The following is a 26,053-nucleotide window of genomic DNA, read 5'->3' as shown; positions in this document are numbered from 1 at the left end:
CCCATGTCGCTTTCGCATGCCTGCCGCCGTCTGGCCGCCCTCACCGCGGGTGTCACCGCCCTCACTCTCGGCCTCGCCCTTCCCGCTCTCGCCCACGTCACCATCAATCCCGGCAGCGCCCAGCAGGGCGGCTTCACCAAGGTCGCCTTCCGCGTCCCGAACGAGCGTGACGACGCCTCGACGACCAAGCTCGAGGTGACCTTCCCCACCGACCACCCGCTGGCCTTCGTCTCGGTCAAGCCGGTGCCCGGCTGGGACGTCAAGGTGGTCGAGGGCAAGCTGCCCAAGCCGATCACCACCGAGTACGGCGAGCTCACCGAGGCGGTCACGAAGATCACCTGGTCCGGCGGGAAGATCGATCCCGGCCAGTTCCAGGAGTTCGAGGTGTCCATGGGCGCGCTGCCCACCGACACCGACCAGCTCGTCTTCCCCGCCACCCAGACCTACAGCGGCGGCGAGGTCGTCAAGTGGGCGGACGAGCCCAAGGCCGACGGCTCCGAGCCCGAGCGCCCGGCCCCGACGCTGAAGCTCACCCCCGCCTCCGCCGAGGGAGACGGCCACGGAGCCTCCGCCTCCGCCACCCCCTCGGCCGCGGTTCCGGCGTCGTCGGCGCCGTCGGTGGCTCCCGTCGCCGCCTCCTCCTCCGAGAGCTCGGACGGCACCGCCCGCCTGCTCGGCGGGGCCGGGCTGGTACTCGGGCTCGTCGGGCTCGTGATCGGGGCGCTCGGCCCGCGCCGCGGTCGCGCCTCCTGACCCGCCCGGCAACCGCCTCTCCCATCACCTTCCGACCGCCCGGCGGCCGCCTCCCGACCAACCTTCTGATCATCTGGCGACCGTCTTCCGGCCCTCCCCCCCTCCTCCGATCACGCGGAACGGCCCCGAGAAGCTTCCCGGGGCCGTTCCGCGTTCTCCGCCGCCGTCCGCGACAGCCCGCCTCCCCCTCTCCTCGCGGAGCGGAGCGCAAGGGCGCCGCGTCACGAGCCCTCCCGGCCTTTCACTGCGGCACCGACCCGCCACGAGACAGGGAGACCGGCCGCGGGTCACGGAAATGTTTGCAGCTCAGGGCAGCGTTCTACCCGTATGTCCGTCGCGCTGTGCCACCCGCGCCGTTCCCTCGCCGCCCTCTCCCGCGGCACCACCGGTTTCGTCGTCGCCCCTCACCGCCGGGCAACGTTCCACCGCTCCTCATGGAGGTTCCCGTCATGCGGCCCACCACCCGCGCGGCCTCGGTCACCGCGGTCTTCCTCGCCCTGCTCATCCTGGCGGCCTGCGGCGAGCCACCTGCCCCCCGCCCGCAGTCTCCGGCACCGGAGATCGGAGCCGCCGACATCGAGAGGGCCCTGCGGACCGAGACCACGCTGACGTTCTGGTCGTGGGTCCCCAACATGGAAAAGACGGTGGCGCTGTTCGAGCGTAAATACCCCAAGATCAAGATCAACCTGGTCAACGCCGGACAGTCCAAAACCGAGTACACCAGGCTCAGGACGACGCTGAAGGCGGGCCGTGGCTTCCCCGACATGGCACAGATCGAGTACTTCGCGCTGCCCCGCTTCGCGTTCTCCCACTTCGTGGCCGACCTCAACGTCTACGGCGCGGAGGAGCTGAAGGGGAGGTTCAGCACCTCGGCCTGGAACCAGGTGGACCTCAACGGCAACGTCTACGCGGTCCCGCAAGACACCGGCCCGATGACCATGATCTACCGCAAGGACGTCTTCGACCGGCTCGGCCTGAGACCGCCGAGGACCTGGGACGAGTTCGTGACGGTCGCCGAGAAGATCAGAAAGAGAGACCCCCGCGTCTTCATCACCAGCGTCGACCCGACCGACCCCGGCACCACCGACAGCCTGATCTGGCAGGCGGGCGGGCGGCCGTTCGCCATCGAGAACGCCACGACCATCCGGATCGACCTGCAGGACAAAGGTGCCAGGCGGTGGGCGAGGCTGTGGACGAGACTATCCCGGGAGAAGCTCGTCGAACCGGCCGCGAGCTGGAACGGCGCGTGGTGGCGGAACATGGCCGGCGGCAGGTACGCGCTGTGGCTGACGGGCGCCTGGGCCCCCGGTGTCATGGAGGGCGCCATCCCGTGGACCGGGGGCAGGTGGCGCGCCGCGCCCCTCCCCGGCTGGGACGCCAGAAAGCCGGTCAACGCGGAGAACGGCGGCTCCGGCGTGTCCGTGCTCTCGGAGAGCAGACACCCGCTCGCCGCCTACGGCTTCGCCCGGTGGCTGAACTCCGACCCCGAGGCGGTCAGGTCGCTGAGCACCGTCTCCGGAGTGTTCCCCGCGACGACCGAGCTGATGAGGAGCCGGGAGTTCCTCGACCTCAAGATCCCGATCCTGGGCGGCCAGCGGGCCAACAGGCTGTTCGCCAAGGGCTCCGCGCAGGTGGCGGAGGGCTGGCATTACCTGCCGTTCCAGCTCTACGCCAACAGTGTCTTCGGCGACAGCGTGGGCCGGTCGTTCTCGAATGCCACCGACCTCAACGCCGGCCTGAGGGCCTGGCAGTCGCGGATCGGCGCCTACGCGCGACGGCAGGGCTTCAAAGTCTCCCCTGCACCATGAGTTCTCCACCGGCGCCTCCACGGCCGGAAACACCATCGGAGACATGTGGTGGCCGCGGGAGGGGAGGCCCCGTGCGGCGTCGGCCCGATGGCGCGACGACGACCTCCGCGGGCCGGACGGCCTCACGGTGACCTCACCGTGGAACCCACGGGCCGCGGGTACCCCGCCCGGGACGGTCCCCGGGCGGGGCGGGATCAGGCGGTGATGTCCTTGCCCGTGAAACGGGCCCAGGCGATGGAGCCGAAGACGACGATGTAGGCGGCGAAGACCAGCAGGCCCTGTCCCATCTCGCCGGTGGCCACCGGATCCCGCAGGACGCCGTCGAAGCCGCTCCACCAGTCGGTGAGCAGGTAGGGCCGGATCACGGACAGCTGCGGGATGACCCCCAGCACCTGGGCCACGATGACGAGGACCACGGTCGAGGCGATGGCCCCGATCGACACCTCGGTCAGGGTCGACAGGGCCAGCGCGACGGCGCCCAGAGCGGCCATGCCGGCGGTGACGTACAGGACGACGACGCCGATCCGCAGCACGCCGTCGAGGAAGGGGATCGTGCCTCCCGACAGCAGCGTGATCGGACCGGCGGGGAACAGCAGCAGGCCGACGAGCAGCGCGGACAGCGCCACCACGGCGACGGCGGCCAGGCAGAAGACGACGACGCCGGCGTACTTGACGGCCAGCAGGCGGCCCCGGCCGGCCGGGGCCGCGAGCAGGTAGCGCAACGTGCCGATGCCCGCCTCGCCGGCGATCGAGTCCCCGGCGACGACCGCGACGGCGACCGGCAGCAGCAGCTGCACCAGGACCGAGAGCGCGGCGAAGGTGAGGAACAGCCCGTTCCCGGTGACCTGCTCGAAGATGGCCGGCCCGCCACCGCCACCGCCACCCCCGTCCCCCATGGATCCGCTGAACATGCGCAGCGCGATCCCGATCAGCGCCGGGATCACGGCGAGCACGGCGAGCATGGCGATGTTCCTCGGCCGCCGGAAGGTCAGGCCGATCTCCGAGCCGAGCAGCCGCAGCCACGCCCTGGTGGCGCCCACGGCTCGCGCGGGAGGGATCCGGCCTCCGGAGGCGCCCCCGCCGGAGACAGGACCCGCCGGGGCCGGCCCCGCGGCGGAGCCGGTTCCCGGGGCCGCCCCCGGCACCGGACCCGGCATCGGACCCGCTCCCGGGGCCGCCCCCGGCACCGGATCCGCTCCAGGGGCCGAAGGGGCGCCGGTCACGGTCCGCGGCTCCCGGCCGTCCGCGGGGGCCGTCTCCGTCGCGAGGCCCGTCCCTCCGGCAGGCTCCTCGGAGGTGGTGCGTATGGCGTTCTCGGTGGACACGGCTTCCTTCCCGCTAACCGTCGACATCGAATCCCTCCCCGGTCAGGCCCACGAACATGTCCTCAAGGCTGGGCCGCTGGACGGCGAGGCCGCGGACGGCGACCCCGTCCGCGACCAGGGCGGCGCACACCCGCTCCGCCGCGCCGGTGCCCAGCGCGGCACTGACCTCGCCGTCGCCGAGGCGGATCTCCGGCAGGCCGAGCCCGGCCAGCACGGCCGCCGCCTCGACGGTGTCGGGGGTCTCCACCCGGATCCTGACCGTCTCCCCCGCGCGCAGCTCGGCGATGGATCCCTGGGCGACGAGCCGCCCGGTCCGCATGACGGCGATGTGCGAGCACATCTGCTCCACCTCGGCCAGCAGGTGGGAGGAGACGAACACCGTCGCCCCCTCGGCGGCGATCTCCTTGACCAGGCCGCGCACCTCGCGGGTGCCCTGCGGGTCCAGGCCGTTGGTCGGCTCGTCGAGGATCAGCAGTTCCCTCGGGCCGAGCAGCGCGGCGGCGATGGCCAGCCGCTGCCGCATGCCGAGCGAGTAGGCGCGGTAGCGCTTGCCGGCCGCGGCGGCCAGGCCCACCCGTTCCAGCGCGTACCCGATCCTGGCCGAGACGGTGCGCGGGTCGGCCGACGGGTCGGCGGCGTCGTAGCGGCGCAGGTTGGCCTCGCCCGACAGGTAGGGGTAGAAGGCCGGCCCCTCGACCAGGGCACCCACCCTGGGCAGCACTCCGCCCGCGCCCCCGGGCATCGGCGTGCCGAGCAGCCGCCAGCTCCCCGCCGTCGGGGCCACCAGCCCGAGCAGCATGCGGATCGTGGTGGTCTTGCCCGAGCCGTTGGGGCCGAGGAAGCCGAACACCGACCCGCCGGGTACGGCCAGGTCGAGGGCGTCCACGGCCACCTGGCCGCTCCCGAAGCGCTTGGTCAGCCCGCTGGTGACGATGGCGAACTCCCCGTCGGCGGCGGGAACCGGCGCGGGTCTCTCGGCCGTCAGGACGGCGCCCTCGCCCGTCCTGCCGTCCCCGGCCTCGCCGGTCCCGCCCTCCGGGGCCCCGCCGATCCGGTTCTCTCCGTTCCCGCTGTTCCTCGCGTCCTGGACGATCGGCACTTCTCCCCCACTGCTCGTCGGTTCCGGGACGGCCGCGCGGCCGTCCCGCCTGATCTCGCGCACCGGACGTTCGCGAGCGCCCACGAACACCCGTGAACGCGCCGAACGCGCCGGATTCCCTGAGCGGTCCGCGGGGCCCGGACGGCGTCCCCGATTCGCGCCGCCGGGCCCCGTCCCCGCATCTCGCACGCGGGATGCGGGGACCCCGCCGGGAGCCTGGGCCGAAGAGGCGTCAGGCCCCCGGCACCGGGCTCACTTCTGACCGGCCGCCTCGGACAGCTTCTCCGGGGTGACGGCGCCGACCAGCAGACGGCCGTCGTCGGTCAGCAGCGCGGAGACCAGCTTGGTCTGGATGACCTTGCCGCTGCCCCACGTGCCGCTGATCGGCTTGGCCGACTGCAGCAGGGCGTCGGTGATCGCACCGGCGTCCTGCCCGGCGGGGGCCTCACCCTGTGGCGCCGAGGTCAGCTTCTCCATCTCGGAGGCGGGGATCACCGCGACGGTGGTCCAGCCCCGGCCGACGGTCTTGGTCTTGTCCTTGATCTCCTCCCCCTCCTTGAGCCGCTCGCCCTGCGGCGCCCCGTGCCCCTCGGTCAGCTCGCCGATCGACGTCTCCTCGACCTTGGCCCCCGCGGGCGGGGTGAAGGTGAAGTTCTCCGCGGCGGGCGGGGAGAACGTGACCGAGGTGAAGCCGACCTCGAAGGCGGGCTCGGCCGCGCTCCTGGCGTACACCTGGATTCGCAGCGGGACGAAGGTCTCACCGTCCAGCGCCAGCTTGACCTCCTTGACCAGGGACGAGGGGTCCTTGGGCGCCAGGACGAGCTGGTAGGCCGCGCGGTCGGCGACCTTCTCGGTGCTGGTCACGCTGACGGTGGTGTCGGCCCCGACCTGCCCCAGCAGCTTCTGGGCGAGCTGCTGCGGCGTGGTCGCCGTGGGCAGCGCCTCGTGGGCCCGGCCGGTCCCGTCGCCCGGCCCTCCGGCACCCTCCGTGTTCCCGGCCTTGACGCGGGTGGCCTTGTTGACGTCGCTCTGCCACAGCCACACCTGGTCGCCGTTGACGATCAGGTCGGTCTCGCTCATCCGTCCGGGGAGTGCGAAGCGGACCTTGTCCTCGCCGCCGTACCAGACCTTGAGCTCGTGCGAGCCCGCCAGCAGGGCCGCGGGCGAGGATCCGCCCATCTCGGGCACCCCGGGCAGCCCGGGAAGCCCGAGCGAGGCGGTCTGCATGACGGTGCCCGACATGGGCTTCAGCCCGGCCTGACTCGCCTGGGCGGCGCTCGCCAGCAGTTGCTCCGCGGTGCGCTCGGGTAGTACGGGATCCCCCTGGACGGCGGCGATGACCGGTCCGGCTCCGATGGCTCCGGCGACCACCGCGATCGCGGCGACCGGCACGGCCCACCTCACCGCGCGGCCCCGTCTCGCTTGCTCAGACATCTCATTCCTCCACGGTATGCCGTCAATCCCTGTCGACAGCAGCCTGCGTGACGGGTCCTGTGCCGAAGCTGAGACAGACTGAGAGTGTTCACAGCCTTCTCAGCCGCCTCTCAGGCCGGGTGGTCGAGGATGGGCACGTCCGAGGTGGTGGAAGGGGCAGTCATGCGGGTTCTCGTCGTTGAGGACGAGCGGAGGATGGCCGCCGCCCTGCAGCGTGGTCTGCAGGCCGAGGGGTTCGCGGTCGATCTCGCGCACGACGGGGAGGACGGCCTGCACCAGGCCAGGTACGGTGAGTACGACGTCGTGGTGCTGGACATCATGCTGCCCAGGATCTCCGGCTACAACGTCTGCAAGCAGCTGCGGGCCGAGGAGAACTGGGTTCCGATCCTGATGCTGTCGGCCAAGGACGGCGAGTACGACATGGCCGACGGGCTCGACCTCGGCGCCGACGACTACCTGACCAAGCCGTTCTCGTACGTGGTGCTGGTGGCCAGGCTGAGGGCGCTGCTGCGGCGCGGGGCGAATCGGCGCCCGGCCGTGTTGAAGGCCGGGGATCTGGCGCTCGACCCGGCGCGACGGCGCGTCACCAGAGGCGAGACGCCGGTGGAGCTGACGCCCAGGGAGTTCGCGCTGCTGGAGTTCCTGCTCCGCCACCACGATGAGGTGGTCTCCAAGACGGAGATCCTGGAACACGTCTGGGACACCTTCGACACCGATCCCAACGTGGTCGAGGTCTACGTCGGCTACCTGCGGCGCAAGATCGACGTGCCGTTCTCCAGGAACGCGCTGCAGACGGTGCGGGGAGCGGGATACCGGCTGGCCGGCGATGGCGGCTGATCCGGCCCCCCGGGACCGCGAGGACCCCCGGGAGCGGCGGGACCGCCAGAAGCCACGGGACCGCCGGAAGCGGTCCGCCACCGGGGCCGGCCCGGGTTCCCGTACCTCCCCGGCCTCCCCGACCTCCCAGGCCGACGCGGTCGCGCACGGAGGAGGGCGCGCGGTCGGCCGGTGGCGGCGCAAGAGCCTGCGCTTCCGGCTGACGGCGGTCGCCTCGGCCGTGCTGGCGGTGGCGCTGGTGGTCTCGGCCTACGTGATGATCACCGTGCTCGGCAACGCGCTGCTGGCCACCATCGACGACGCGATCTACCAGCGGGCCAGGAACACGGTCTCGCTGGCCGACGCCGGGCGGCTGCCCGACGAGATGACCTCGCCGGACGGCACGCTCCTGCAGGTGATCGACGGCGCGGGGCGGATCACCCACACGACCACCGGCACCGACAGGCTGGTGCCACTGCTGAACGCCCGGGAACGCGCGGCGGCGATCGGCGGGGGCGAGGCGCGCTTCCTGGACGGCAAGCCGTACGGCATCCCGCACATGCTCCGCGTCCGGGTGCTCAGCGCCGACCGGGGGCAGACGGTGATCGCGGCGCGTCCCTTCAGCGAGGTGCAGACCAGCATCTCCACGGCCGGGCACGTGCTGGTCGTCGGCACGCCGTTGCTGCTGGTCCTGCTCGCGGGAGCCAGCTGGGTGATCATCGGCGGGACCCTGCGGCCGATCGCGGCGCTGCGCCGGGGCGCGGACGAGATCACCGACACCGCCCGCTCACGCCGCCTGCCGGTGCCCGAGGCGCGCGACGAGGTGCACAGCCTGGCCACGACGCTGAACGCGATGCTGGCCCGGCTGGAGAAGGCCGGCATCCGGCAGCGGGCCCTGGTCTCGGACGCGGCGCACGAGCTGCGCAGCCCGCTGGCGAGCATCCGGCTCCAGCTGGAGGTGGCGCTCGGCCACCCCGAGGGGCAGGACTGGCGGGAGACGGCCGAGGGCGTGCTGGAGGACACCATGCGCCTGTCGCGGCTGGCCGAGGACCTGCTCTCGCTGGCCCGCCTGGACGAGCGCGGCGGCACGCCCGCGCGAGGGGAGCCGGTGGAGCTGGACCAGCTGGTCCCGCAGACCGTGGAGCGGTACGGCGACGCCGTCACGGTGAGAATCGCGGACGTACCGGTAAGCGGATCGGAGAGCGGACAGGGGGCCAGACGGAACGGATCGGGAAACGGACCGGGGAACGGGCCCGGTGCGGTCGCCGGCGAGCCGGAGGGCGGGCCGATCAGGGTCACCGGGGACGCGCTGGATCTGGGCCGGGTGCTGGTCAACCTGGTCGACAACGCGCTGCGGCACAACAGCGCCCCCGTGGTGGTCGAGCTGCGGGCCGAGGGGGCCGACGCCGTGCTGACCGTCACCGACGACGGGCCGGGCATCCCCGAGGCCGACCGGGAGCGGGTGTTCGACCGGTTCACCCGGCTGGACAGCGCGCGCAGCCGCGACGAGGGCGGGGCCGGGCTGGGCCTGGCCATCGTGCGCGAGACGGTCCACGCCCACGGCGGCGCGGTCCACCTGGAGGACGCCCGTCCGGGCCTGCGCGCGGTCGTACGGCTTCCGCTGTCCTGACCGGGGCGCGGGTCACCCGCCCAGCCGGGTGACCGCCCCGCCGAACACCCGTTCCGGACGCCGGGTCGCGCGGTGCCGCCGGATCCCCGTACGGCACGATTCGTGTGATGCTGGCACTTTCCCGGCACGCGTGAGCCGTACCCCCCGAGGAGACCGATGAGCCTGCCTGACAAGGGCCGCAGCACCGAGGATCTGCTGGCCGAGATCACCCGCCTCAAGCGGGACGACCTGCCGGTGCGCGGCGGCAAGGTGACCGCGTACGTCTACGACACCGGGCGGCCCGAGGTGCACGAGGCCGCCGCCAGGGCCTACTTCGAGATGCTGGAGGTCAACACCCTCGACCCGACGGCCTTTCCCAGCGTGGTGGAGATGGAGAAGCAGGTCGTCGGCGCGGTCGCCGAGCTGCTCGGCGGGGGTTCGGGCATCTTCACCAGCGGCGGCACCGAGTCGGTCATGCTGGCGGTGAAGGCCGCGCGGGACGCGCGGGAGACCGTGGGGCGCCCCCGGATGGCGGTCCCGGTGACCGCGCATCCGGCCTTCCACAAGGCCGCCCACTACCTGGGGCTCGTGGTGGACGCCGTGCCGGTGGACCCGGTGACGTTCCGCGCCTCCCCCACGGGCATCGAGGCCGCGATCACCGAGGACACCGTCCTGGTGGTCGCCTCGGCGCCGTCCTACCCCCAGGGCGTGATCGACCCGGTCGCCGAGATCGCCGGGATCGCCGCCGCGCGCGGCGTGCCGTGCCACGTGGACGCCTGCGTGGGCGGGTGGCTGCTGCCGTGGCTGCGCGAGGCCGGGGCGGACGTCCCGCCCTTCGACCTGTCGGTACCGGGGGTCACGTCGCTCTCGTGCGACCTGCACAAGTTCGGCTACGCGCCCAAGGGCGCCTCGGTCGTGCTGTTCGCCGACCCGGCGATGAGGCGCAGGGCCTACTTCGCCTCGGCGTCGTGGCCCGGCTACACGGTGATCAACGCCACCGTGCAGAGCTCGAAGTCCGCGGGCCCGCTGGGCGGGGCGTGGGCCACCTTCCAGGCGCTGGGCCGGGAGGGCTACCTGGAGCTCGGCCGCACCACCCTGGCGGCGGCCCGCGAGCTCCGCGAGGGCATCGCGAAGATCCCGGGGCTGCGGGTGCTCGGCGACCCGGAGTCGACGCTGGTCGCCTTCGGCTCGGACGGGGGCGGGGACGGGGACGGGGTGGACGTGTTCGTGCTGTCGGACGAGGCCAGGAAACGCGGGTGGTTCCTGCAGCCGCAGCTGTCCTACGCGGGTATCCCGGCCAACATCCACATCACGGTGACCGGGGTGACCCTGCGGGGCGTCGAGGCGATGCTGGAGGTGATCGCGGAGGCCGCGGAGGCGGCGCGCGAGCGGGGTCCCGCGGAGCTGCCGGAGGGGCTGGTGGAGCTGGTGGCGGGCCTGGACCTGGACGCGCTGGACGACGCCGCCTTCGGCGAGCTCGCGGCGGCGGTCGGGGTGGACCTGGGCGGCTCGGGGCAGCCGGAGATGGCCGTGGTCAACGCGGTTCTCGACGCCCTTCCCGCCGACCGGCGAGAGGCGATCCTGATCCGCTTCCTTTCTGTTATCTACTCCTGATTCCTCGCGTACAACTACATAACAAATTGATTTACTTCAGTCATGATATTGCAGTAAATATCACGCTGGCCGACGATGGGGACGCTCCACCGCCGCCCGGGATCCCCGACCGGGATGCCGGGCCCACCCCCTCCAGGAGGTCCGCGAACATGAGCAAGGCCCCCGCCATCCGATTAGCGGGCTTGGTCACCGCCGCACTCCTGCTCGCCCTCGGGTCGGTCACCCCGGCCTCGGCGCGGCAGCACACGGGTTCCACGGAATCCACCGGTTTCATCGCCAAAGCAGACAGCGCGACCGCGCTCCCCGACAGCTACATCGTGGTCCTCAAGGGTCAGTTCAGCCGCGTCGACCGCGAACGCCGGGCACGCGAGGTCGCCGAGGGCGAGGGCGCGCAGGTCAGCGCCGTCTACCAGCGCGCCATCAACGGCTTCGCCGTCCGGGCCAGCGAGGAGCAGGCCCAGCGGATCGCCGCGCGGTCCGACGTCGCCTACGTCGAGCAGGACCAGGAGTTCACCCTGGTCAACCAGGCCGTGTCCTCGTGGGGCCTGGACCGGGTCGACCAGCGGAACCTGCCGCTCGACGGCAACTACACCGCGCCGAACACCGGTTCCGGCGTGCGGGCCTACATCATCGACACCGGCATCCGGGTCACCCACTCCGACTTCGGCGGGCGGGCGCAGGCCGGACGCGACGTCTACGACGACGACAACGACGTGGCCGACTGCAACGGCCACGGCACCCACGTCTCGGGAACGGTCGGCGGCGGCCAGTACGGCATCGCCAAGGCCGTCACGCTGGTCGGCGTGCGGGTGTTCGGCTGCGGCAACAGCACGTCCACCTCGATCATCATCGAGGGCGTGGACTGGGTCACCGCCAACGCGGTCAAGCCGGCCGTGGCCAACATGAGCCTGGGCGGCAGCGCGAGCGCCACGCTCGACACCGCGGTCTCCAACTCCATCGCCTCCGGTGTCGTGTACGCGCTCGCCGCCGGCAACGAGAGCACCAACGCGTGCACCCGTTCCCCCGCGCGGCTTCCCGCCGCGATCACGGTGGGCGCCACCACCAACACCGACGCCCGCGCGTCCTACTCCAACTTCGGCACCTGCCTGGACCTGTTCGCCCCCGGCTCCGCCATCACCTCGGCCTGGAACACGAACGACACCGCCTCCAACACGATCAACGGCACCTCGATGGCCTCCCCGCACGTCGCGGGCGCGGCGGCGCTGATCCTCAGCGGCAGTCCCACCGCCACCCCCGCGCAGGTGCGCGACACGATCGTCACCAACGCCACGCCCGGCGTGGTGACCAGCCCCGGCACCGGATCGCCGAACCTGCTGCTGTACGTCGGAGGCGGCGGCCCCGGCCCCGGGCCCACCGTGGTCTACTCCGACGACTTCGAGGCCGAGCGCGGCTGGGCGGTCAACCCCGGCGGCACCGACACCGCGACCACGGGCCGCCTCGAGCGCGGCGACCCGGGACAGACGTCGAGCAGCGGCGTGACCACCCAGCCCGGCACCACCCCCAGCGGCACGTACGGGCTGGTCAGTGGCGCGGCGGCCGGATCGAGCGCGGGCGAAGGCGACATCGACGGCGGCGTGACGAGCGCCCAGTCGCCGGCGATCACGCTGCCCGCGAGCGGGACGCTCACGCTGTCCTTCTCCTGGTACCTCGGCCACCTGAACAACGCGAGCAGCGCGGACTACGTCCGGGTCCGCGTGGTCGGCACCACGACCACGACCGTGCTGAACCAGACCGGTGCCGCGTCCAACCGCGCCGCCGCCTGGGCCACCGCCACGGCCAACATCTCCGGCCACGCCGGGCAGGTCGTCCGCGTCGTCGTGGACGCGGCCGACGCCTCCGGAGCGAGCCTGGTGGAGGCCGGGGTCGACGACGTCAAGATCACCTCACAGTAGACCTTCCTGGAGTGCGAGGCGCGCCCCCGCCTCGCGATCGGGCCACCCGTTCCCCCCGACGGGTGGCCCGATCCGTTCCTCCCCCGGGGCCCGGCCCGTCCCTCCTCGGGGCGGGCCGGACCCCGAGGCGGATGTCCTGTTCATCCTTCTGCGCGTAGGCCCCGAGGCGGGTCCGGTCCGGCTCTGATCCTGCCTGCCCCCTGGCCGGTCGGGGCGGCGGACGACGCTCTACGAGAGCCTGATCCCGCCGATCACGGCCACCAGGCGGGGCTCGTCACCGGCGGCCACCTCCAGCTCGACCCCGAGTGCGGCCAGGTCCGCGGCGACGGCCGCGGGGTCGGGGTGGCGGGCGGTGAGGGAGGTCAGCTCCACCACGGGCAGGCCGCGCTCGGCGGGGTGCGCCGTGCTCCCCCAGTCGATCAGGAACGGGACCAGGCCGTCGCCGGTGTCGTCGGGCGAGGATGTGAGGCGCCACTCCAGCAGCTCCCCCTGCGGGGTACGGCGCGACATCGGGTGGATGTCACCCGGCTCGTAGCCGCGCTCACGGGCCCGCGCGACGGCCGCGTCGAGGTCGGCCGGGTGGATCGCCCAGGTGACCAGGCGCGGGCCGGGCAGCAGGTCGAGGCCGAACGGCCGGGCGAGGCCGGGATCCGGCTGGTCGGGGTCGGGGCCGATGATCTCAAGGTAGCGGTGCCCGCCCAGGCCCAGCAGGTAGTTGCGGGTGCCCAGCCCCACGTGGCGTCCGCCCTCGGCGGGCTCCACGCCGAGCAGGTCCGCGATCTCCCGTACGGTCGCGTACAGGTCGGGGGTGGCGTAGACGAGGTGGTCGAGCAGTTCTTCCGGCATGGGTCGGGCTCCCGTCCGTGCTTGCGGCGGGCGGCGCGGCGCCCGCTGGAGAGGTGTACTCGCGGTTCGAGGCGAGGCGGGCGTCGTCACCGCCGCCCGCACCGGCACCGTCACGGGCGTCGGCGCGGTCCGGCGGAGGCGAGGAGGGCGAGGGCTGCGCGGGGGTCATCGGCGGCACCGTCGTCGGCACCGTCACCGGCGCAGTCCTTGGACGGTGGCGAGGGCGGCGCGGGCGGACGCGGCGTCGTGGACCCGGAAGACCCGGGCGCCCTGCCAGGCGGAGACCGCCAGCGTGGCCATGGTCCCGGCGTGGCGCTCGTCCACCGGCAGGCCGCCGAGGGTCTCGCCGACGAAGTCCTTGTTGGAGACCGCCACGAGCACCGGCCAGCCGGTGGCGACCATCTCGTCCAGGCGGCGGCTGACCTCCAGGGAGTGCCAGGTGTTCTTGCCGAAGTCGTGCGCCGGGTCGATCAGTATCGACTCCCTGGGCACCCCCGCGGCGACGGCGCGCTCGGCGAGGTCGACGGTGTAGCCGATGACGTCGGCGACCACGTCGGCGTAGGCGATACGGTGCGGGCGGGTGCGCGGGGTCACGCGCCCGGCGTGCGCGCAGACCAGGCCGATGCCGTGCTTGGCGGCGACCCCGGCCAGTTCGGGGTCGACCCCGCCCCAGGTGTCGTTGAGAAGGTCCGCGCCCGCCTCGGCGACGACCTCGGCGACCTCCGCGCGCCAGGTGTCGACGCTGACGATGAGCCGGGGGTGACGACGCCTGACCTCCGCGACCAGGTCGGCCACCCGGCGGATCTCCTCGGCGGGATCGACCTCGTCGCCGGGACCCGCCTTGACGCCGCCGATGTCGACGATGTCCGCGCCTCCCGCGACGGCACCGTCCACCGCCTCCAGGGCAGCCGCGAAGCCGTACGTCCTCCCCTTGTCGAAGAAGGAGTCGGGGGTGCGGTTGACCACCGCCATGATCGCGAACTCGCCGGGCCGGAACTCACGGCCGCGCAGGCGCAAGATAGTCATCGAGACCGAGCCTATAACCCGGTGTCGGAGAGGACGGCGCTCCCACCTGCGCCGCCTCTGGGGGGAAACTTAAGGAAACCAGTAAAAACTGACGAGCCCCGGCGTCCTTACGCGGCCGACCCACTTTCGGCCACGGACAGGAACTCCTGGGCGATGGCGGGCAGCCGCCGTCGCGCGTGAACAATGGCGATCACCCGGCGGACCGAGGGATCGAGGGTGCGGACCACGAGCCCGGCGCGGGCGGCCTGCTCGGCCATCCCCCGGTACCAGAGCATCGAGGCCGTACCCGAACGGACGGTGCTCAGCCAGTTGCCGCGCTCGTCGAGCTGCGTCGCCACCACGGGGGCCACACCGTGCTTGGCGAAGAGCGCGTCGAACTCCCTGCGCCGGGAACTGCCGGGAACCGGCAGCACCAGCCGCATGCCGTTGAGTCTCCTCATCGGCACCGGGTCGGGCAGGTCCACGCCGGGCGGGGAGATCAGCACGATCTCCTGGCGCTCCAGCGGATGGCTGACCAGATCGGTGGGGACGGGCAGGTCCGTCAGGCCGAGGTCGGCCCGCTGGTCCCTGATGGCGCTCACCACGCCGTCCCGCCCGTCACAGCGGACGATGTGAATGCGTACCCCGGGATGTTCGGCGGTGTACGCGGGGAGGAGGCGTCCTGCCAGCCCCGGTTCGAGGCTCGGTATCGAGGCGATGCGGAGCTCCGCCTCGGACGCGTGGCCGTGCGTGGACAGTGCCTCGATCTCGCGGACGGCGTCGAGTGCCTCCCGGGCCAGTTTGACCACCCGGCGTCCCTGCGCCGTGACGACCACGCCACGTCCGGAACGTGCGAACAACGTCATCCCGAGCTCTCGTTCCAGATCCCTGATCGCACGGGAAAGGGCAGGTTGTGCGATGTACAGCGATCTGGCCGCGTCGGTCATGGTGCGATGCTCCGCTGTCGCGACCACATAGCGGAGCTGCTGCAGATTCATGATTTGAAGCTAGGTCACGGGCCCTGGATCGGTCCGGTACATCGCGGAGATCACCTCGGATGATTTCGGAATGTAATCGAATGCAGCGACATCCGTGACGGATGATAAATCAGTATGCTTACGCCCCAAATTCGGCAAAAGTCCGGACCTGTAGCTCATACCGGACGCTCGGGTTAACGGGGAGACAGCGTGACAGGCAACGGGCAGTACCCTCCACCACCCCCTCCGCCACAGGGGCAACCACATCAGGCACCGCCCCCGTGGGCGGCTCAGGGCCATCCCCAGCCGCCACCACCGGGGTACGCGCAGCAACCACCGCCGGGACAGGGGCACCCGGCGCCGGGAGGACAGGGATATCCGCGTCTGCCCGCCTATTCAGGGCAGGGACACCCGCCACCGGGACAGGGAGGCCCACCGGCGCCGCCACCGGGACAGGCGGGATACCCGCCGGCACCACCGCCGGAACAGATGGGATACCCGCCGACACCACCGCCGGGACAGGCGGGACATCCATCGGCACCACCCAGACAGGGAAACCATCCAGCGTCGCCGCCGGGGCACGGGAGCCACCCGGCGTCGCCGCCAGGACAGGGATTCCCTCCCGGATACGGGTACCCGCCCGCTCCCCGGCAGCAGCCACCACCCCCGCCCGGCCAGGGGTACCCACCCCAGGGCCACCCTCAACCGCCGCCCCCGCCCCCGCCTGGTCAGGGATATCCGCCCCAGGGCCACCCCCAGCCACCACCCCCGGGATATCCGCCACGGTTCCAGCCACCGCCACCCCCGCCACCACCCCCGCCGGCGCCTCCGCGGCAGCCACCGCCGGGGCAGGGGTACTCGCATCCGCCCACGCGGCCCGGCGGGCAGACGCCGTACGGCCATCCGGCCCCGCCACCGCCACCGCCGCCGGACCCCCGGCAGCGGCATGCCCACCCGCCGCCGCAGTGGCAGCCGCAGCGCCCTCGCTCCAACGCCGGGGCGATCATCGGCGGGATCTTCGGCGTGGTCGCGCTGCTGTTCGTCGGGCTCGTGGTGATGGGCGCGGTGATCAAGAGCAACCGTCACTCGGATCCGGTCTCGCCGATCGCGGTCCGGCCGCTGCCCACCCTGGCGAGCAGGCCGTCCTACACCCCCACCGCGGAGCCGAGGCGGACGACGGCCTCCTCCGACATCTCGGAGGACACGATCGCGCCCCCGGCCAAGGTGCGGGTCACGCTCAACACCAGCCTGGAGAGCAACACGCTCTACCGGGCCGGAGGCCTTCCCAGGGTGCACTGCCCGGCGGGATCGGCCAGCATCTACAGCCACAGCCAGCTCAAGGCGCTGATCCTCAAGACGTCCAGGTGCATGGACAAGGGCTGGTCCCAGATCATGCGCAAGCAGGGCATGGACTGGCACCGGCCGGGCTACGCCCTCACCGCGACGAGGGGCCGCGGCGCCTGCGGCGACTTCCCCTCGCGGGGCAGCACGGTGCCGTACTACTGCCCGCGCAACACCACCATCTACGCCTCGACCACGGCGATGATCAGGGGGGCGGGCGACTCCGGCGGGTACGGCGCTCTCACCGACTGGCACGGCGGGGTCATCAGCATGATGGCGCACGAGTACGGGCACCACGTGCAGCAGATGTCGGGGCTGTCCACCACCTGGTGGCAGAAGTCGCTGCGTTCCGGCAGCCGGAGCGGGAGGCTCGCGCTCGGCCGCCGGTTCGAGCTCCAGGCGACCTGCTTCGGCGCGATGTTCATGCGCTCGGTCGCGGCCAGCTACCCGGTGACCCCGGCCCGGCGCAACACCCTCTACTACTTCTACTCCCGCGTCGGCGACTGGCCCGGCCGTCCCCGTGACCACGGCTCTCCGGCGAACAACAACCGGTGGTTCCGCCAGGGCTACGAGAAGAACAAGGCGTTCCAGTGCAACACCTGGTTGGCGCCGTCCTCATCGACGTCTTAGGCGACGTCACGACTTAAGGGATCATTCACCACAGATTAGCTATCTGTCTGTCATGTCCAGGTATGGGGACTAGAATCCTGGCAAATTCCGTTCAATCGGGGAACCTTGGCTGTTTTGCCAGGTAGACCGGGGCAAAACGTAGTAGGAAGCGGTGTGACGATGCGCCTTGGGCAAGACTCGGGGGATCTCGCCGGCGACAGTGGGAAACGGCGCCCCCGGCGCCGCAGCGGAGGCCAGGGCGCGGGCCGCGGCGGCGCGCAGGGTCCGGCCGAGACGCAGATCCCCCCTGGCCCACCCGGCACGCCACAGGCACGTGCACAGGCGAAGGGCGCTCCCACCGGTCAGGAGGCGCCCTCCTCCCGGGACGCGCACAACGGGCCTCGGGTGGCTCCCGACCTGGTCCAGGGGATGCCGGACGGGCGGGGGACGCCCCCGCAGACCCCGCCCGGCGTACGGGGCGCCGCCAACGGGCAGGGGGCGCCCTCCTTGCAGGGCGTACCCAACGGGCAGGGGGCGCCTCCCGCGCACGACGTACGCAACGGACAGGAGACCCTTCCCCCGCGCGGCGCGGGGGAAGGGCAGGCCGTACGCAACGGGCAGGCCGCGCGCGACGGGCAGGAGACCCTTCCTCCCCCGGGCGCGCTCGCCGGCCAGATGACATCCCCCTCGCAGGCCGGGGCGGCCCCGCGGCCCGGCCAGGCCGCGGGGCCGGCCCAGAGCCAGGGAACGGGCCAGACCGGGGGACCCGCCGGATCTCCGCCCGGCCCCCCCGGACCGTCCGGCCCCTCCGGGCCTCCCGGGAAGCGGCCGCGGTTCGCCAGGCCGATGACGGTCGGCGCGCTCATCGGCTGGACCGCGCTGTCGGCGGTCCTCCCCGGCGCGGCGCACCTGCGGTCGGGACACCGGCGCACCGGCTACATCCTGCTCACGATCTTCGGCGCGCTGCTGCTGGCCGCCCTGGTCGGCGGGTTCGTCATCGGCGCCGAGGGGAACGCGGGCTTCGTCGCCCGCGACAGCACGTTGATGACCGGGGCGGTCCTGGCCATCGTCGGCGCGATCGCCTGGTTCCTGCTGGTGCTCTTCTCCTACGTCTCCCTCGGGCCCGACCGGCTCAGCGGCAGGGGACAGATCGTGTCGGGCATCGCGGTCGGCGTGCTGTGCGTGTCGGTGATGGCGCCGTTCGCGCTGACCGCGAGCACCGTGCTGACCGGCAAGGAGACGGCCAACGCCATCTTCGAGAGCAACTCGGGCAACCCCACGGCCGTCCCCGTCAAGCACGAGGACCCGTGGGGCGGGCGCAAGCGGGTGAACTTCCTGCTCGTCGGCGGCGACGGCGCCGGAAACCGCGAGGGCGTGCGGACCGACAGCATGACCATGGCCAGCGTGCACGTCGCGACCGGCAACACCGCCATGTTCAGCCTCCCCCGCAACCTCCAGCACGTCCGCTTCCCGCCCGGCACCGCGCTCGGCAAGCGGTTCCCCGACGGCTTCATGCGCGAGCTGCCCAACGGCGGCCTGCTCAACGAGGTCTGGCAGTACGCCGAGGACCACCCCGAGCTGATGCCCGGGGTGAAGAACGGGCAGCGGGGTCCCCGGGCGCTCATGGACGCCATCGGCTTCACGCTCAACCTGAAGATCGATTACTACGCCCTGGTGAACATGTTCGGCTTCGCCCACCTGGTGGACGCCATCGGCGGCCTCAAGATCAGGGTGGAGCGCGACGTCCCGTGGGGCGGCCTCTACGGCACCGCCGGGACCATCAAGGCCGGATACCGCAAGCTCTCGGGCGAGGAGGCGCTCTGGTACGGGCGTTCCCGCGTCGGCAGCGACGACTTCTCCCGGATGGCCCGCCAGCGCTGCGTCATCGGCGCCTTCGCCCAGCAGGCCACCCCGTCGGTCGTGCTCACCAACTTCGCCAAGATCGCGAACGTGGCCAAGAAGATGGCCAAGACCGACATTCCCCGCGAGCTGCTGGAGCACATCATCGAGCTGGGGCTGAGGGTCAAGGACGCCAAGATCGTCAGCCTTCAGTTCGTGCCGCCGGAGTTCTACACCGGCTCGCCCGACTGGCAGAAGATCCGTACCGCGACCGCCAGGGCGCTGCGCCGGTCGCTGCAGCCCGCCCGCCGTCCCCTGGCCGCGACGGCCTCCCCCGGCACGAGCGGCGCGACGCCCGTCGCCACGCCCAAGCCCTCCAGGACGGCAGTGGGGGTCACCCCGAGCCAGACGCCCACCCAGAACAAGGCCGAGGCCGAGTCCCTGGACGAGCTCTGCGGGTTCTGACCGCCCCGCGCGAGCGGCTTCGCCCCTGACGCGGATTCGCCTCCGGCCGCCCCCGCGCGGTCACCACAGGCGTGTGGCCCGCCCTCCCGCGAAGGAGGACGGGCCACACGCTTCTCTCCGGGGTCCCGGAGCCCCGAGACCCCGAGGCTCCGGATCTCGCCGGGCGCTCAGCCGACCTTGGCCGCTCCGACGGTCCCGGCGGCACCGGCGGCACCGCCGTTCCTGGGCAGCAGGGCGAAGGCGCCCAGATAGATCAGGCCCGCCACGATCAGCAGCGCCTGGTAGCCGATGATCAGCGCCAGATACTCCAGGCAGCCGCCGACCATCGCGCCCAGCAGGTTGGCTCCGAAGGACACCGTGGCGTCCGCGGAGTCGGCGAAGCGCTTGGCGAACACCACGTTGGCCGCGAAGATCGGCAGGAACGCCACGACCACGGCGGCCACCGCGCGCAACGGCAGCGGCAGGCTCAGCAGCCAGGAGTTGGGCACCAGCCAGGCCAGGACCAGCCCGGCGAGCAGCACGCCGTACATCACGGGCAGGGACGGCACCCTGAAGCGGCGTGTCACCTCCACCGCGGCGAGCACGGCGACCAGCACCCCGCCGAACACGATCGCGTTCACCACCCAGGTGGTGCCGAACAGCAGCGCGAACCCGGTGACGCTCTTGGTCTCCAGCAGCAGGAACGCCACACCGAGCAGGAAGAGGTCGGCGTACGGGCGCATGCGCCGGTACGGACCCGCGACGGCGCGGACGGCGAACAGGCTGACGAGGAGGATCAGGCCGAGGGTGATGATGTAGATCTGCGGGATCGTCCGGTCCTTCAGGTAGAGGAAGGGCCGGTCGTCACTGGCCGGTGGCGGGGTGTCCGCGGTCGCCCCCGCCCACTCGGAGCCGCACCTCTGCGCCTCGGTGGTGAGACCCGCGGTGATCACCGCCTGCTGGCCGGTCTCGCTGACGATGTCGACGCAGGGCTTGTGGCCGAAGGCGGCCTGCATGGTGGAGCCGAGGCGGTCCACCAGCCACGTCTCGCGGTAGTAGTTGTACATCGAGAAGGCGCCGCCGGGTTTGAGGTGGTCCCTGGCCGCCTCCATCGCCTGCTGGGTGAACAGGTAGCTCTCCAGCCGCAGCGAGCTCGCCCCGGACACCAGGGTGAGCGAGTCGGGCAGCGCGAAGAGGATGAGGTCGTACTTGTCGGAGGTCCGCTCCAGGAAGGCGCGGCCGTCGGTGACGTGGGTGCTGACCCGGGGGTCGTCGTAGGGTTTGTCCGGGTGGTACGAGCGGCCGAGTTCGAGCAGCTTGGGGTCGATCTCCACGGCGTCCACGTGCTTGGCGCCCTTCGACAGCGCGATCGACACGTCGGTGCCGCTGCCCGCGCCCACGATCAGCACGTTGTCCAGCTTGCCGGAGGCCGCGCGCTCGTACGGGAGGGCGTACTGGCGCTCCCACTCCAGACGGCTCTTGGCCGGGGTGGCCTGCTGGTGCGGGATGCCGTTGACGTCGATGTTCATCAGCGGCACGTCGTTCCAGTAGCCGCGCACGTAGGTCACCTTGTAGTAGGGCGACCACAGCGCCCCGGCCGTCAGCGTCTCCGTCGCGAGGACGCCGACGACGATCAGCGACGGCACGAGCAGGGCCAGGCGGGCCCAGACCCTGCGCGGCCAGAGCAGCACCGCGTAGGCGATCGCGGCGATCGTCCCCCACACCACCGGGGGCGCGCTGAGGAACGACAGCGCGGTGAACAGCCCGATGCCGCTGAGGCTGCCGATCAGGTCGTAGCGGTAGGCCTCCAGCCGTTCGAGCTCGGGGAAGCACCGCCCGACCAGCTCGGCCGGGCCCATCAGCACGATCGCCGCCGCGGCGAAGATCACCGGCAGGATCAGCCAGGGGGGCGGGCCGCTGGCGCTCAGGCTCGTCCAGTACAGGACCCCCTCGGTCTGGCGGTCCACGGTGACAGGGAAGAGCCACACGACCAGGACCAGGACGGCCAGCACGATAGGTGAGTAGTACGGCTGCCGGGTGCTGCGTCCCACCCGGAGAAAACCGAGCCCGATACCGAGGAAGGACCCCAACAGGACGAAGTTGGTGAAGTAACTCAAATGAACGATGTTCGACCCGGTCCACCGAATCAGGGCCAGCTCCAGGAAGAGCATGAACCCACTGGCGACGATCAACCTGGGTCGTGTGCTCAGCCAGTGCGTGTGCCGGATTTCGGGGGTGAGGGGTGGAGTCATCTCCGCCTCTGCTGTCATGACGCCCAACGCTAGTGATCGGCACCCGCGCAGGGAAGGAAATCCGCGCCTGTCGTTTGTCTGGATTACGTCCTATGACTCCAGATAGGGGGTGGTTTCAACGGCTGGACGCGATCGAGGTGGATGAAGGAATGTGGGGAACCCGATCCCTCAAGTCCCGGTGGTGCACATGCGGGTCCTGCTCCAGCTCCGTCCCTCCCCCGACGTCGTGGCGGCCGTGGCCGACCCCACGGTGAGCACGACGGCGGCCGACGTCGCCGACGCGCTGCCCGGGGTCGTCGTGGACTCCTCCTTCGAACCGGTCGTCGTGCCCCGCCCGGTTCCCGCCACGGGGGGCGACCCCCTCTCGCTCAACCAGCCCCTGACGTTCTCCGTCGCCGGCGACGAGGCCTCCGTCCTGGTCCGCGGGGAGATCTCCGACGACGAGATCTCCACCCGGATCACCCTGCTGCCCGCGCTCCGCCCCGACGTCGTGGGGGTCTTCGCAGACCCGGTGATCGAGCGGGGTCTCACCTGCGGCGGAACGCCCCCGATGGGCGACTGGCGCGACGTGGAGCGGCTGCTGCACGTCGCCGAGCTCGCCCGCGAGGGCCTCGACGGCTCGGGCGTCGCGCTCGCGGTGCTCGACACCGGCATCAACGCCGCGCACGTGTCCAGGAGACTCGACCGCGGCGTGGCCCTCGACGCGCGGCGCAGCTGGAAGCCGTCGGGGGTGCGGGGCAGGGCGGGCGAGTTCCCCGTCGACCACGGCACGATGTGCGCCTTCGACGCGCTCATCGCCGCCCCGAGAGCGTCACTGATCGACGTGCCCGTGCTGCTCTCCCGGCGCCCCGGCGGCACGGCGCTGGACGGCCTGCTGTCGGACGCGGTGGCGGCGCTCGCCCACCTGCGCACCGTCCTCGAAGCCCAGCCCGCCGCCTCGCGCTCCCTGGTCATCAGCAACAGCTGGGGCTCCTTCTCCCCTGACTGGGACTTCCCCGCGGGCCACCCCGGCAACTACTCCGACAACCCGGCCCACCCGTTCAACCTGATCGTCTCCAGCCTGGAGCGGGCGGGCGCCGACGTGCTGTTCGCCGCGGGAAACTGCGGGCGCGACTGCCCCGACGGCCGGTGCGCGTACGCCGACCGGCCGATCACCGGCGCCAACTCCCACCCGCGCGTCCTGTCGATCGGCGGCGTCGACGTCCGTGGCGAGCGGGTCGGCTACTCCTCGCAGGGGCCGGGCCGCCTCACCGCCCGCAAGCCGGACCTCTGCGCCTACACGCACTTCTCCGGCTCGCGGGCCTTCGGCGACGAGGAGGCCGACTCGGGCACCTCGGCCGCGTGCCCCGTCGCCGCCGGGCTGGTCGCGGCCGTGCGCACCCAGTGGCCCTCCTCGCGCCTGTCGCCCGCCCAGCTGCGCACCCTGCTCCGGCGCACCGCCGACGACCACGGCGGCGTCGGGTTCGACCACGACTACGGCTACGGCGTCGTCGACACGGCCGGAATGCTCACCTCGTTGCGACGGCGCGCCAGACGCGTAGCGTGAGCGTATGCTCCTGATCACCGTACGGCTCCCGCCCGGCACCACGCTCACGCAGGCCATGCGGCGACTGGAGTTGCCCGAGGAGGACGTCGACACCGACTACGGCCTGGTGCTCATCGACCCCGACCAGGGCCTGTACGGCCTGCGGGTGAGCGAGTCCGCCGCCCATCGGATCGCCCCGGCGGCGGACGGCGGCCCCTACTCCGACCCGAGGATCGAGCCGTACGGCCCCCCTGGCTGAGAGGCGTCCCGGCTCCGGGGCCGTGAGGCGGGCGGTCAGGCGTTCTCGCGGTTGAAGACGCGCGTTCCCACGACGACGCAGATCGCCGAGAGGGTCACCGTCACCGCGACGCCGAGGCCGACGGTCCAGTTCACGTAGTGGCCGTTGAACAGCTCGCGCATGGCCTCCAGCACGTAGCGGAACGGTGTGGCGCGCGACAGGACGTCCAGCCAGCCCGGGGCCATCGACATCGGCAGGAACGCGCCGGACAGCAGGACCAGCGGGACGATCGCCGTGCTCATGACCGGCGCGAACACCTCGGGGTTCATGACGAGCGCGATCGCGTTGGACAGCGCGGCCAGGCTGACGCCGAGCAGGATCATCAGCAGCAGCGCGACCAGCACGCCGGGGATCTCCGCGCGCAGGCCGAAGGCGTACCCCACCACGATCAGCATGATCGACTGGATCACCAGGGTGAGCGAACTGGCCAGGACGCGGCCGAGCAGCAGGGAGACGCGGTGCGCCGGAGTGACCCGCAGCCGTTCCAGCACCCCGGCCCTGGCGTCCATGACGATGCCGAACCCGGCCAGGCCCGCGCTGAACAGCGCCACCTGAATGAGCAGGCCGGGGATCAGCGTCTCCCAGGGGCCGATCGTGACGAACAGCGGGCCGAACAGCACCAGGTAGAGCAGGGGCTGCAGGACTCCGAAGACGATCCCGGCCTTCTGCCGCAGGGAGATCCGGACGTTGTGCCGGAAGATCAGCCAGGTGTCGCGGACGACGCTCATCGCTCCCCACCCGCCGTGTGAGCCGCCTGCCGCTCGCCGTCCGTCCCGGGCGGGCCCGGCGGATCGTCTCTCAGGGAACGGCCGGTGATGGACAGGAAGACGTCGTCGAGGGTGCCGGTGCCGCCCTTGAGCTCGGCCGGGGTGCCCTGGGCGACGATCACGCCGTCGTCGATGACGAACAGGCGGTCGGCGAGAGCGTCCGCCTCGTCGAGGTAGTGCGTGGTCAGGAAGACCGTGAGGCCGAGCCTGTCGCGCAGGCTTCTGACGTGGTCCCACAGCGCGGCCCGGCTCTGCGGGTCCAGGCCCGTGGTGGGCTCGTCGAGGAAGAGCAGGGCCGGGTCGTGGACCAGGCCGAAGGCGAGGTCGAAGCGGCGGCGCTGCCCGCCGGAGAGCGCGCCGCCGGGCCGCTCCCGCAGCTCGGTGAGCCCGAACCGGTCGAGCACCCTCCCGACCCGATCGCGCGCCTCGGCCGGGCGCATGCCGTACAGCATGGCGTGCAGTTCCAGCTCCTCCCCCACCGGGTTCGCCAGGTCCGTCCCGCCGCCCTGGGACACGTAGCCGATGCGGCGCCGCACGCCCCTCGGGTCGGCGAGCAGATCGTGGCCCGCGACCGTGGCGGTGCCCCCGGTGGGACGTACCAGGGTGGTCAGCATTCGCATGGTGGTCGTCTTCCCGGCCCCGTTCGGGCCGAGGAATCCGACGATCTCCCCGGCCTCCACGACCAGGTCGACGCTCCGGACGGCCTCCACACCGCCGGGAAAGGTCTTGCTCAGAGCTGATGTCTTGATCATTTGATCGCCTCCTTTTTTAAAGTAACACTAATTTTGGAGTGACTGCAAAATTCGCGCGGCACCTAGAATGACCCCATGAGCGAGGGCCTGCGCGAGCGCAAGAAACGGGAGACCAGGCAGCGCATCTCCGACATCGCCACGTGGCTGTTCGTGACGAAGGGCTTCGACAACGTGACGGTGGCCGAGGTCGCCAGGACCGCCGACGTGTCGGTCAACACGGTCTTCAACTACTTCCGCACCAAGGAGGACCTGCTCTTCGACCGGCAGGGGGAGGTCGAGGACCTGCTCAGCAGGGTCGTCCGGGAGCGCGGGCCCGGGGAGAGCGCGCTGGGGGCGCTGCACCGCGACTTCCTGGAGGCGCTCGAGGCCCGACACCACCGCTACGGCTTCCACGAGGGAAGCGACGCCTTCACCCGCATGGTCTCCCAGAGCCCGTCACTCAACGCCCGGCTGCGGGAGATGAACGAGGCGCGGGAGCGGGCCCTGGCCAGCACGCTCGCCGACGAGGCCGGCGCCGATCCCGGCGACCTCACCCCCGCGTTCGTCGCCGCCCAGGTCAGCGCGGTGCTGCACCGGCTGATGACCCACGCCGTCGAGCGCATGCTGGCGGGCGAGAGCCTCGAGGCCGTCGCCCCCGACCTGCGACGGCACGCCGAGCGCGCCTTCGAGCTGCTGGAGTCGGGCATCGGCGACTACTGCGTCCGCCGACAGGACCTCCTTCGGGCCACCTCCGTCGGGGAGCCGGGCTAGAGCCTGTACGGAGTCGGGATCAGGACGATTCGCCTGCGCGGTGGTCTGCCGTCCCGGTAGGTCATCGCCATGGCGCGGGAGGTGCCGGCCCGCCGTCGTGGCCGTGCGAGGTCGTCACCGAACGCGGGCCGGCCGGTAGTGCCCGACATCCTCGAGGTGCTCCACCGAGGCCGGCCAGGCCGAGGACACGAACCGGCCCCGATGATCGGCCCCGCGGACGACGGGCTGGTGGCGGGCTGGTGAGGGGGCCGGAAGTCCCTGATGGACGGGTCTTTGG

General features: G+C 72.0%; 20 protein-coding genes. 11 read left to right on the top strand and 9 right to left on the bottom strand.

The features are described from left to right. Nucleotides 1-3: 3 nt before the first annotated feature. Both ACSDR0_RS30680 and ACSDR0_RS30675 read left to right on the top strand, forming a co-directional pair. Nucleotides 4-753, top strand: coding sequence for a YcnI family copper-binding membrane protein (locus ACSDR0_RS30680; RefSeq protein WP_435292388.1), 750 nt, complete (start codon nt 4-6; stop codon nt 751-753). A 449-nt stretch (nt 754-1,202) separates the two neighbouring features. Beyond that, nucleotides 1,203-2,561, top strand: a complete 1,359-nt coding sequence (locus ACSDR0_RS30675; protein WP_435292387.1) for an ABC transporter substrate-binding protein — start codon at nt 1,203-1,205, stop codon at nt 2,559-2,561. Between the two features lie 194 nt (nt 2,562-2,755). On the opposite strand, the gene ACSDR0_RS30670 is transcribed toward ACSDR0_RS30675, so the two are convergent. From ACSDR0_RS30670 to ACSDR0_RS30660, 3 genes are all read right to left on the bottom strand, one after another. Continuing rightward, a complete protein-coding gene (locus ACSDR0_RS30670; RefSeq protein ID WP_435292386.1) occupies nt 2,756-3,601 on the bottom strand; it encodes an ABC transporter permease in 846 nt (281 codons plus the stop codon). 298 nt (nt 3,602-3,899) lie between these two features. Continuing rightward, a complete protein-coding gene (locus tag ACSDR0_RS30665) occupies nt 3,900-4,985 on the bottom strand; it encodes an ATP-binding cassette domain-containing protein (protein WP_435292385.1) in 1,086 nt (361 codons plus the stop codon). A gap of 252 nt (nt 4,986-5,237) precedes the next feature. Then, entirely contained in the window at nt 5,238-6,419 is a 1,182-nt protein-coding gene (locus ACSDR0_RS30660; protein WP_435292384.1) for a LolA family protein, read from the bottom strand. Between the two features lie 162 nt (nt 6,420-6,581). Here ACSDR0_RS30660 and ACSDR0_RS30655 point away from each other — a divergent pair, with 162 nt between their 5' ends. The 4 genes from ACSDR0_RS30655 to ACSDR0_RS30640 all read left to right on the top strand — a co-directional run bounded on the left by ACSDR0_RS30655 (nt 6,582) and on the right by ACSDR0_RS30640 (nt 12,371). Then, nucleotides 6,582-7,256: a response regulator transcription factor gene (locus ACSDR0_RS30655; protein ID WP_435292383.1), complete on the top strand. Its 675-nt coding sequence runs from the start codon at nt 6,582-6,584 to the stop codon at nt 7,254-7,256. Beyond that, nucleotides 7,246-8,865 carry a sensor histidine kinase gene (locus ACSDR0_RS30650; RefSeq protein WP_435292382.1) on the top strand — a complete coding sequence of 540 codons (1,620 nt, stop codon included), beginning with the start codon at nt 7,246-7,248 and terminating at the stop codon, nt 8,863-8,865. The genes ACSDR0_RS30655 and ACSDR0_RS30650 overlap by 11 nt, the downstream gene beginning before the upstream one ends. 156 nt (nt 8,866-9,021) lie before the next feature. Beyond that, a complete protein-coding gene (locus ACSDR0_RS30645) occupies nt 9,022-10,458 on the top strand; it encodes a pyridoxal phosphate-dependent decarboxylase family protein (protein WP_435292381.1) in 1,437 nt (478 codons plus the stop codon). Nucleotides 10,459-10,607: 149 nt separating this feature from the next. Then, nucleotides 10,608-12,371, top strand: a complete 1,764-nt coding sequence (locus ACSDR0_RS30640) for a S8 family peptidase (RefSeq protein ID WP_435292380.1) — start codon at nt 10,608-10,610, stop codon at nt 12,369-12,371. A 228-nt stretch (nt 12,372-12,599) separates the two neighbouring features. Here the strand turns inward: ACSDR0_RS30640 and ACSDR0_RS30635 are convergent, their stop codons facing one another. The 3 genes from ACSDR0_RS30635 to ACSDR0_RS30625 all read right to left on the bottom strand — a co-directional run bounded on the left by ACSDR0_RS30635 (nt 12,600) and on the right by ACSDR0_RS30625 (nt 15,220). Continuing rightward, a complete protein-coding gene (locus ACSDR0_RS30635) occupies nt 12,600-13,217 on the bottom strand; it encodes a VOC family protein (protein ID WP_435292379.1) in 618 nt (205 codons plus the stop codon). Nucleotides 13,218-13,409: 192 nt separating this feature from the next. Next, entirely contained in the window at nt 13,410-14,243 is an 834-nt protein-coding gene (folP, locus tag ACSDR0_RS30630) for a dihydropteroate synthase (RefSeq protein ID WP_435292378.1), read from the bottom strand. A 107-nt stretch (nt 14,244-14,350) separates the two neighbouring features. Further along, nucleotides 14,351-15,220: a LysR family transcriptional regulator gene (locus ACSDR0_RS30625; RefSeq protein ID WP_329083172.1), complete on the bottom strand. Its 870-nt coding sequence runs from the start codon at nt 15,218-15,220 to the stop codon at nt 14,351-14,353. A gap of 1,002 nt (nt 15,221-16,222) precedes the next feature. On the opposite strand from ACSDR0_RS30625, the gene ACSDR0_RS30620 reads away from it, so the two are divergent. Beyond that, nucleotides 16,223-17,170, top strand: a complete 948-nt coding sequence (locus ACSDR0_RS30620) for a neutral zinc metallopeptidase (RefSeq protein ID WP_435292377.1) — start codon at nt 16,223-16,225, stop codon at nt 17,168-17,170. 384 nt (nt 17,171-17,554) lie between these two features. After that, entirely contained in the window at nt 17,555-19,453 is a 1,899-nt protein-coding gene (locus ACSDR0_RS30615; protein ID WP_435292376.1) for an LCP family glycopolymer transferase, read from the top strand. Nucleotides 19,454-19,620: 167 nt separating this feature from the next. Here ACSDR0_RS30615 and ACSDR0_RS30610 read toward each other — a convergent pair whose 3' ends face one another. After that, complete coding sequence (locus ACSDR0_RS30610; RefSeq protein WP_435292375.1) at nt 19,621-21,702, bottom strand: spermidine synthase; 2,082 nt, start codon at nt 21,700-21,702, stop codon at nt 19,621-19,623. Nucleotides 21,703-21,871: 169 nt separating this feature from the next. Here ACSDR0_RS30610 and ACSDR0_RS30605 point away from each other — a divergent pair, with 169 nt between their 5' ends. Beyond that, a complete protein-coding gene (locus ACSDR0_RS30605; protein ID WP_435292442.1) occupies nt 21,872-23,230 on the top strand; it encodes a S8 family serine peptidase in 1,359 nt (452 codons plus the stop codon). A 4-nt stretch (nt 23,231-23,234) separates the two neighbouring features. After that, nucleotides 23,235-23,468: a hypothetical protein gene (locus ACSDR0_RS30600; RefSeq protein WP_435292374.1), complete on the top strand. Its 234-nt coding sequence runs from the start codon at nt 23,235-23,237 to the stop codon at nt 23,466-23,468. 35 nt (nt 23,469-23,503) lie between these two features. Here ACSDR0_RS30600 and ACSDR0_RS30595 read toward each other — a convergent pair whose 3' ends face one another. Next, nucleotides 23,504-24,235 (bottom strand): ABC transporter permease, encoded by a 732-nt coding sequence (locus ACSDR0_RS30595; RefSeq protein WP_435292373.1) that lies wholly within the window; start codon nt 24,233-24,235, stop codon nt 23,504-23,506. After that, complete coding sequence (locus ACSDR0_RS30590) at nt 24,232-25,026, bottom strand: ABC transporter ATP-binding protein (protein ID WP_435292372.1); 795 nt, start codon at nt 25,024-25,026, stop codon at nt 24,232-24,234. The genes ACSDR0_RS30595 and ACSDR0_RS30590 overlap by 4 nt, the downstream gene beginning before the upstream one ends. A 75-nt stretch (nt 25,027-25,101) precedes the next feature. Here ACSDR0_RS30590 and ACSDR0_RS30585 point away from each other — a divergent pair, with 75 nt between their 5' ends. Continuing rightward, nucleotides 25,102-25,776, top strand: a complete 675-nt coding sequence (locus ACSDR0_RS30585; RefSeq protein WP_435292371.1) for a TetR/AcrR family transcriptional regulator — start codon at nt 25,102-25,104, stop codon at nt 25,774-25,776. Nucleotides 25,777-26,053: the final 277 nt, after the last annotated feature.

The organism is Streptosporangium sp. G11, assembly GCF_051192615.1.
Classification (GTDB): Bacteria; Actinomycetota; Actinomycetes; order Streptosporangiales; family Streptosporangiaceae; genus Streptosporangium.
Note: the sequence above shows the minus strand (reverse complement) of the source record. Positions and strands in the feature narration are given on the sequence as shown.

What these genes read in the sequence shown, in the direction of transcription:
- ACSDR0_RS30680 (WP_435292388.1), top strand. Translation starts at nt 4, where the DNA reads ATGTCGCTTTCGCATGCCTGCCGCCGTCTGGCCGCCCTCACCGCGGGT.
- ACSDR0_RS30655 (WP_435292383.1), top strand. Translation starts at nt 6,582, where the DNA reads ATGCGGGTTCTCGTCGTTGAGGACGAGCGGAGGATGGCCGCCGCCCTG.
- ACSDR0_RS30610 (WP_435292375.1), bottom strand. Translation starts at nt 21,702, where the DNA reads ATGACAGCAGAGGCGGAGATGACTCCACCCCTCACCCCCGAAATCCGG.
- ACSDR0_RS30640 (WP_435292380.1), top strand. Translation starts at nt 10,608, where the DNA reads ATGAGCAAGGCCCCCGCCATCCGATTAGCGGGCTTGGTCACCGCCGCA.
- ACSDR0_RS30595 (WP_435292373.1), bottom strand. Translation starts at nt 24,235, where the DNA reads ATGAGCGTCGTCCGCGACACCTGGCTGATCTTCCGGCACAACGTCCGG.
- ACSDR0_RS30605 (WP_435292442.1), top strand. Translation starts at nt 21,872, where the DNA reads ATGCGGGTCCTGCTCCAGCTCCGTCCCTCCCCCGACGTCGTGGCGGCC.
- ACSDR0_RS30585 (WP_435292371.1), top strand. Translation starts at nt 25,102, where the DNA reads ATGAGCGAGGGCCTGCGCGAGCGCAAGAAACGGGAGACCAGGCAGCGC.
- ACSDR0_RS30650 (WP_435292382.1), top strand. Translation starts at nt 7,246, where the DNA reads ATGGCGGCTGATCCGGCCCCCCGGGACCGCGAGGACCCCCGGGAGCGG.
- ACSDR0_RS30590 (WP_435292372.1), bottom strand. Translation starts at nt 25,026, where the DNA reads ATGATCAAGACATCAGCTCTGAGCAAGACCTTTCCCGGCGGTGTGGAG.
- ACSDR0_RS30675 (WP_435292387.1), top strand. Translation starts at nt 1,203, where the DNA reads ATGCGGCCCACCACCCGCGCGGCCTCGGTCACCGCGGTCTTCCTCGCC.
- ACSDR0_RS30660 (WP_435292384.1), bottom strand. Translation starts at nt 6,419, where the DNA reads ATGTCTGAGCAAGCGAGACGGGGCCGCGCGGTGAGGTGGGCCGTGCCG.
- ACSDR0_RS30625 (WP_329083172.1), bottom strand. Translation starts at nt 15,220, where the DNA reads ATGAATCTGCAGCAGCTCCGCTATGTGGTCGCGACAGCGGAGCATCGC.
- folP (WP_435292378.1), bottom strand. Translation starts at nt 14,243, where the DNA reads ATGACTATCTTGCGCCTGCGCGGCCGTGAGTTCCGGCCCGGCGAGTTC.
- ACSDR0_RS30645 (WP_435292381.1), top strand. Translation starts at nt 9,022, where the DNA reads ATGAGCCTGCCTGACAAGGGCCGCAGCACCGAGGATCTGCTGGCCGAG.
- ACSDR0_RS30600 (WP_435292374.1), top strand. Translation starts at nt 23,235, where the DNA reads ATGCTCCTGATCACCGTACGGCTCCCGCCCGGCACCACGCTCACGCAG.
- ACSDR0_RS30635 (WP_435292379.1), bottom strand. Translation starts at nt 13,217, where the DNA reads ATGCCGGAAGAACTGCTCGACCACCTCGTCTACGCCACCCCCGACCTG.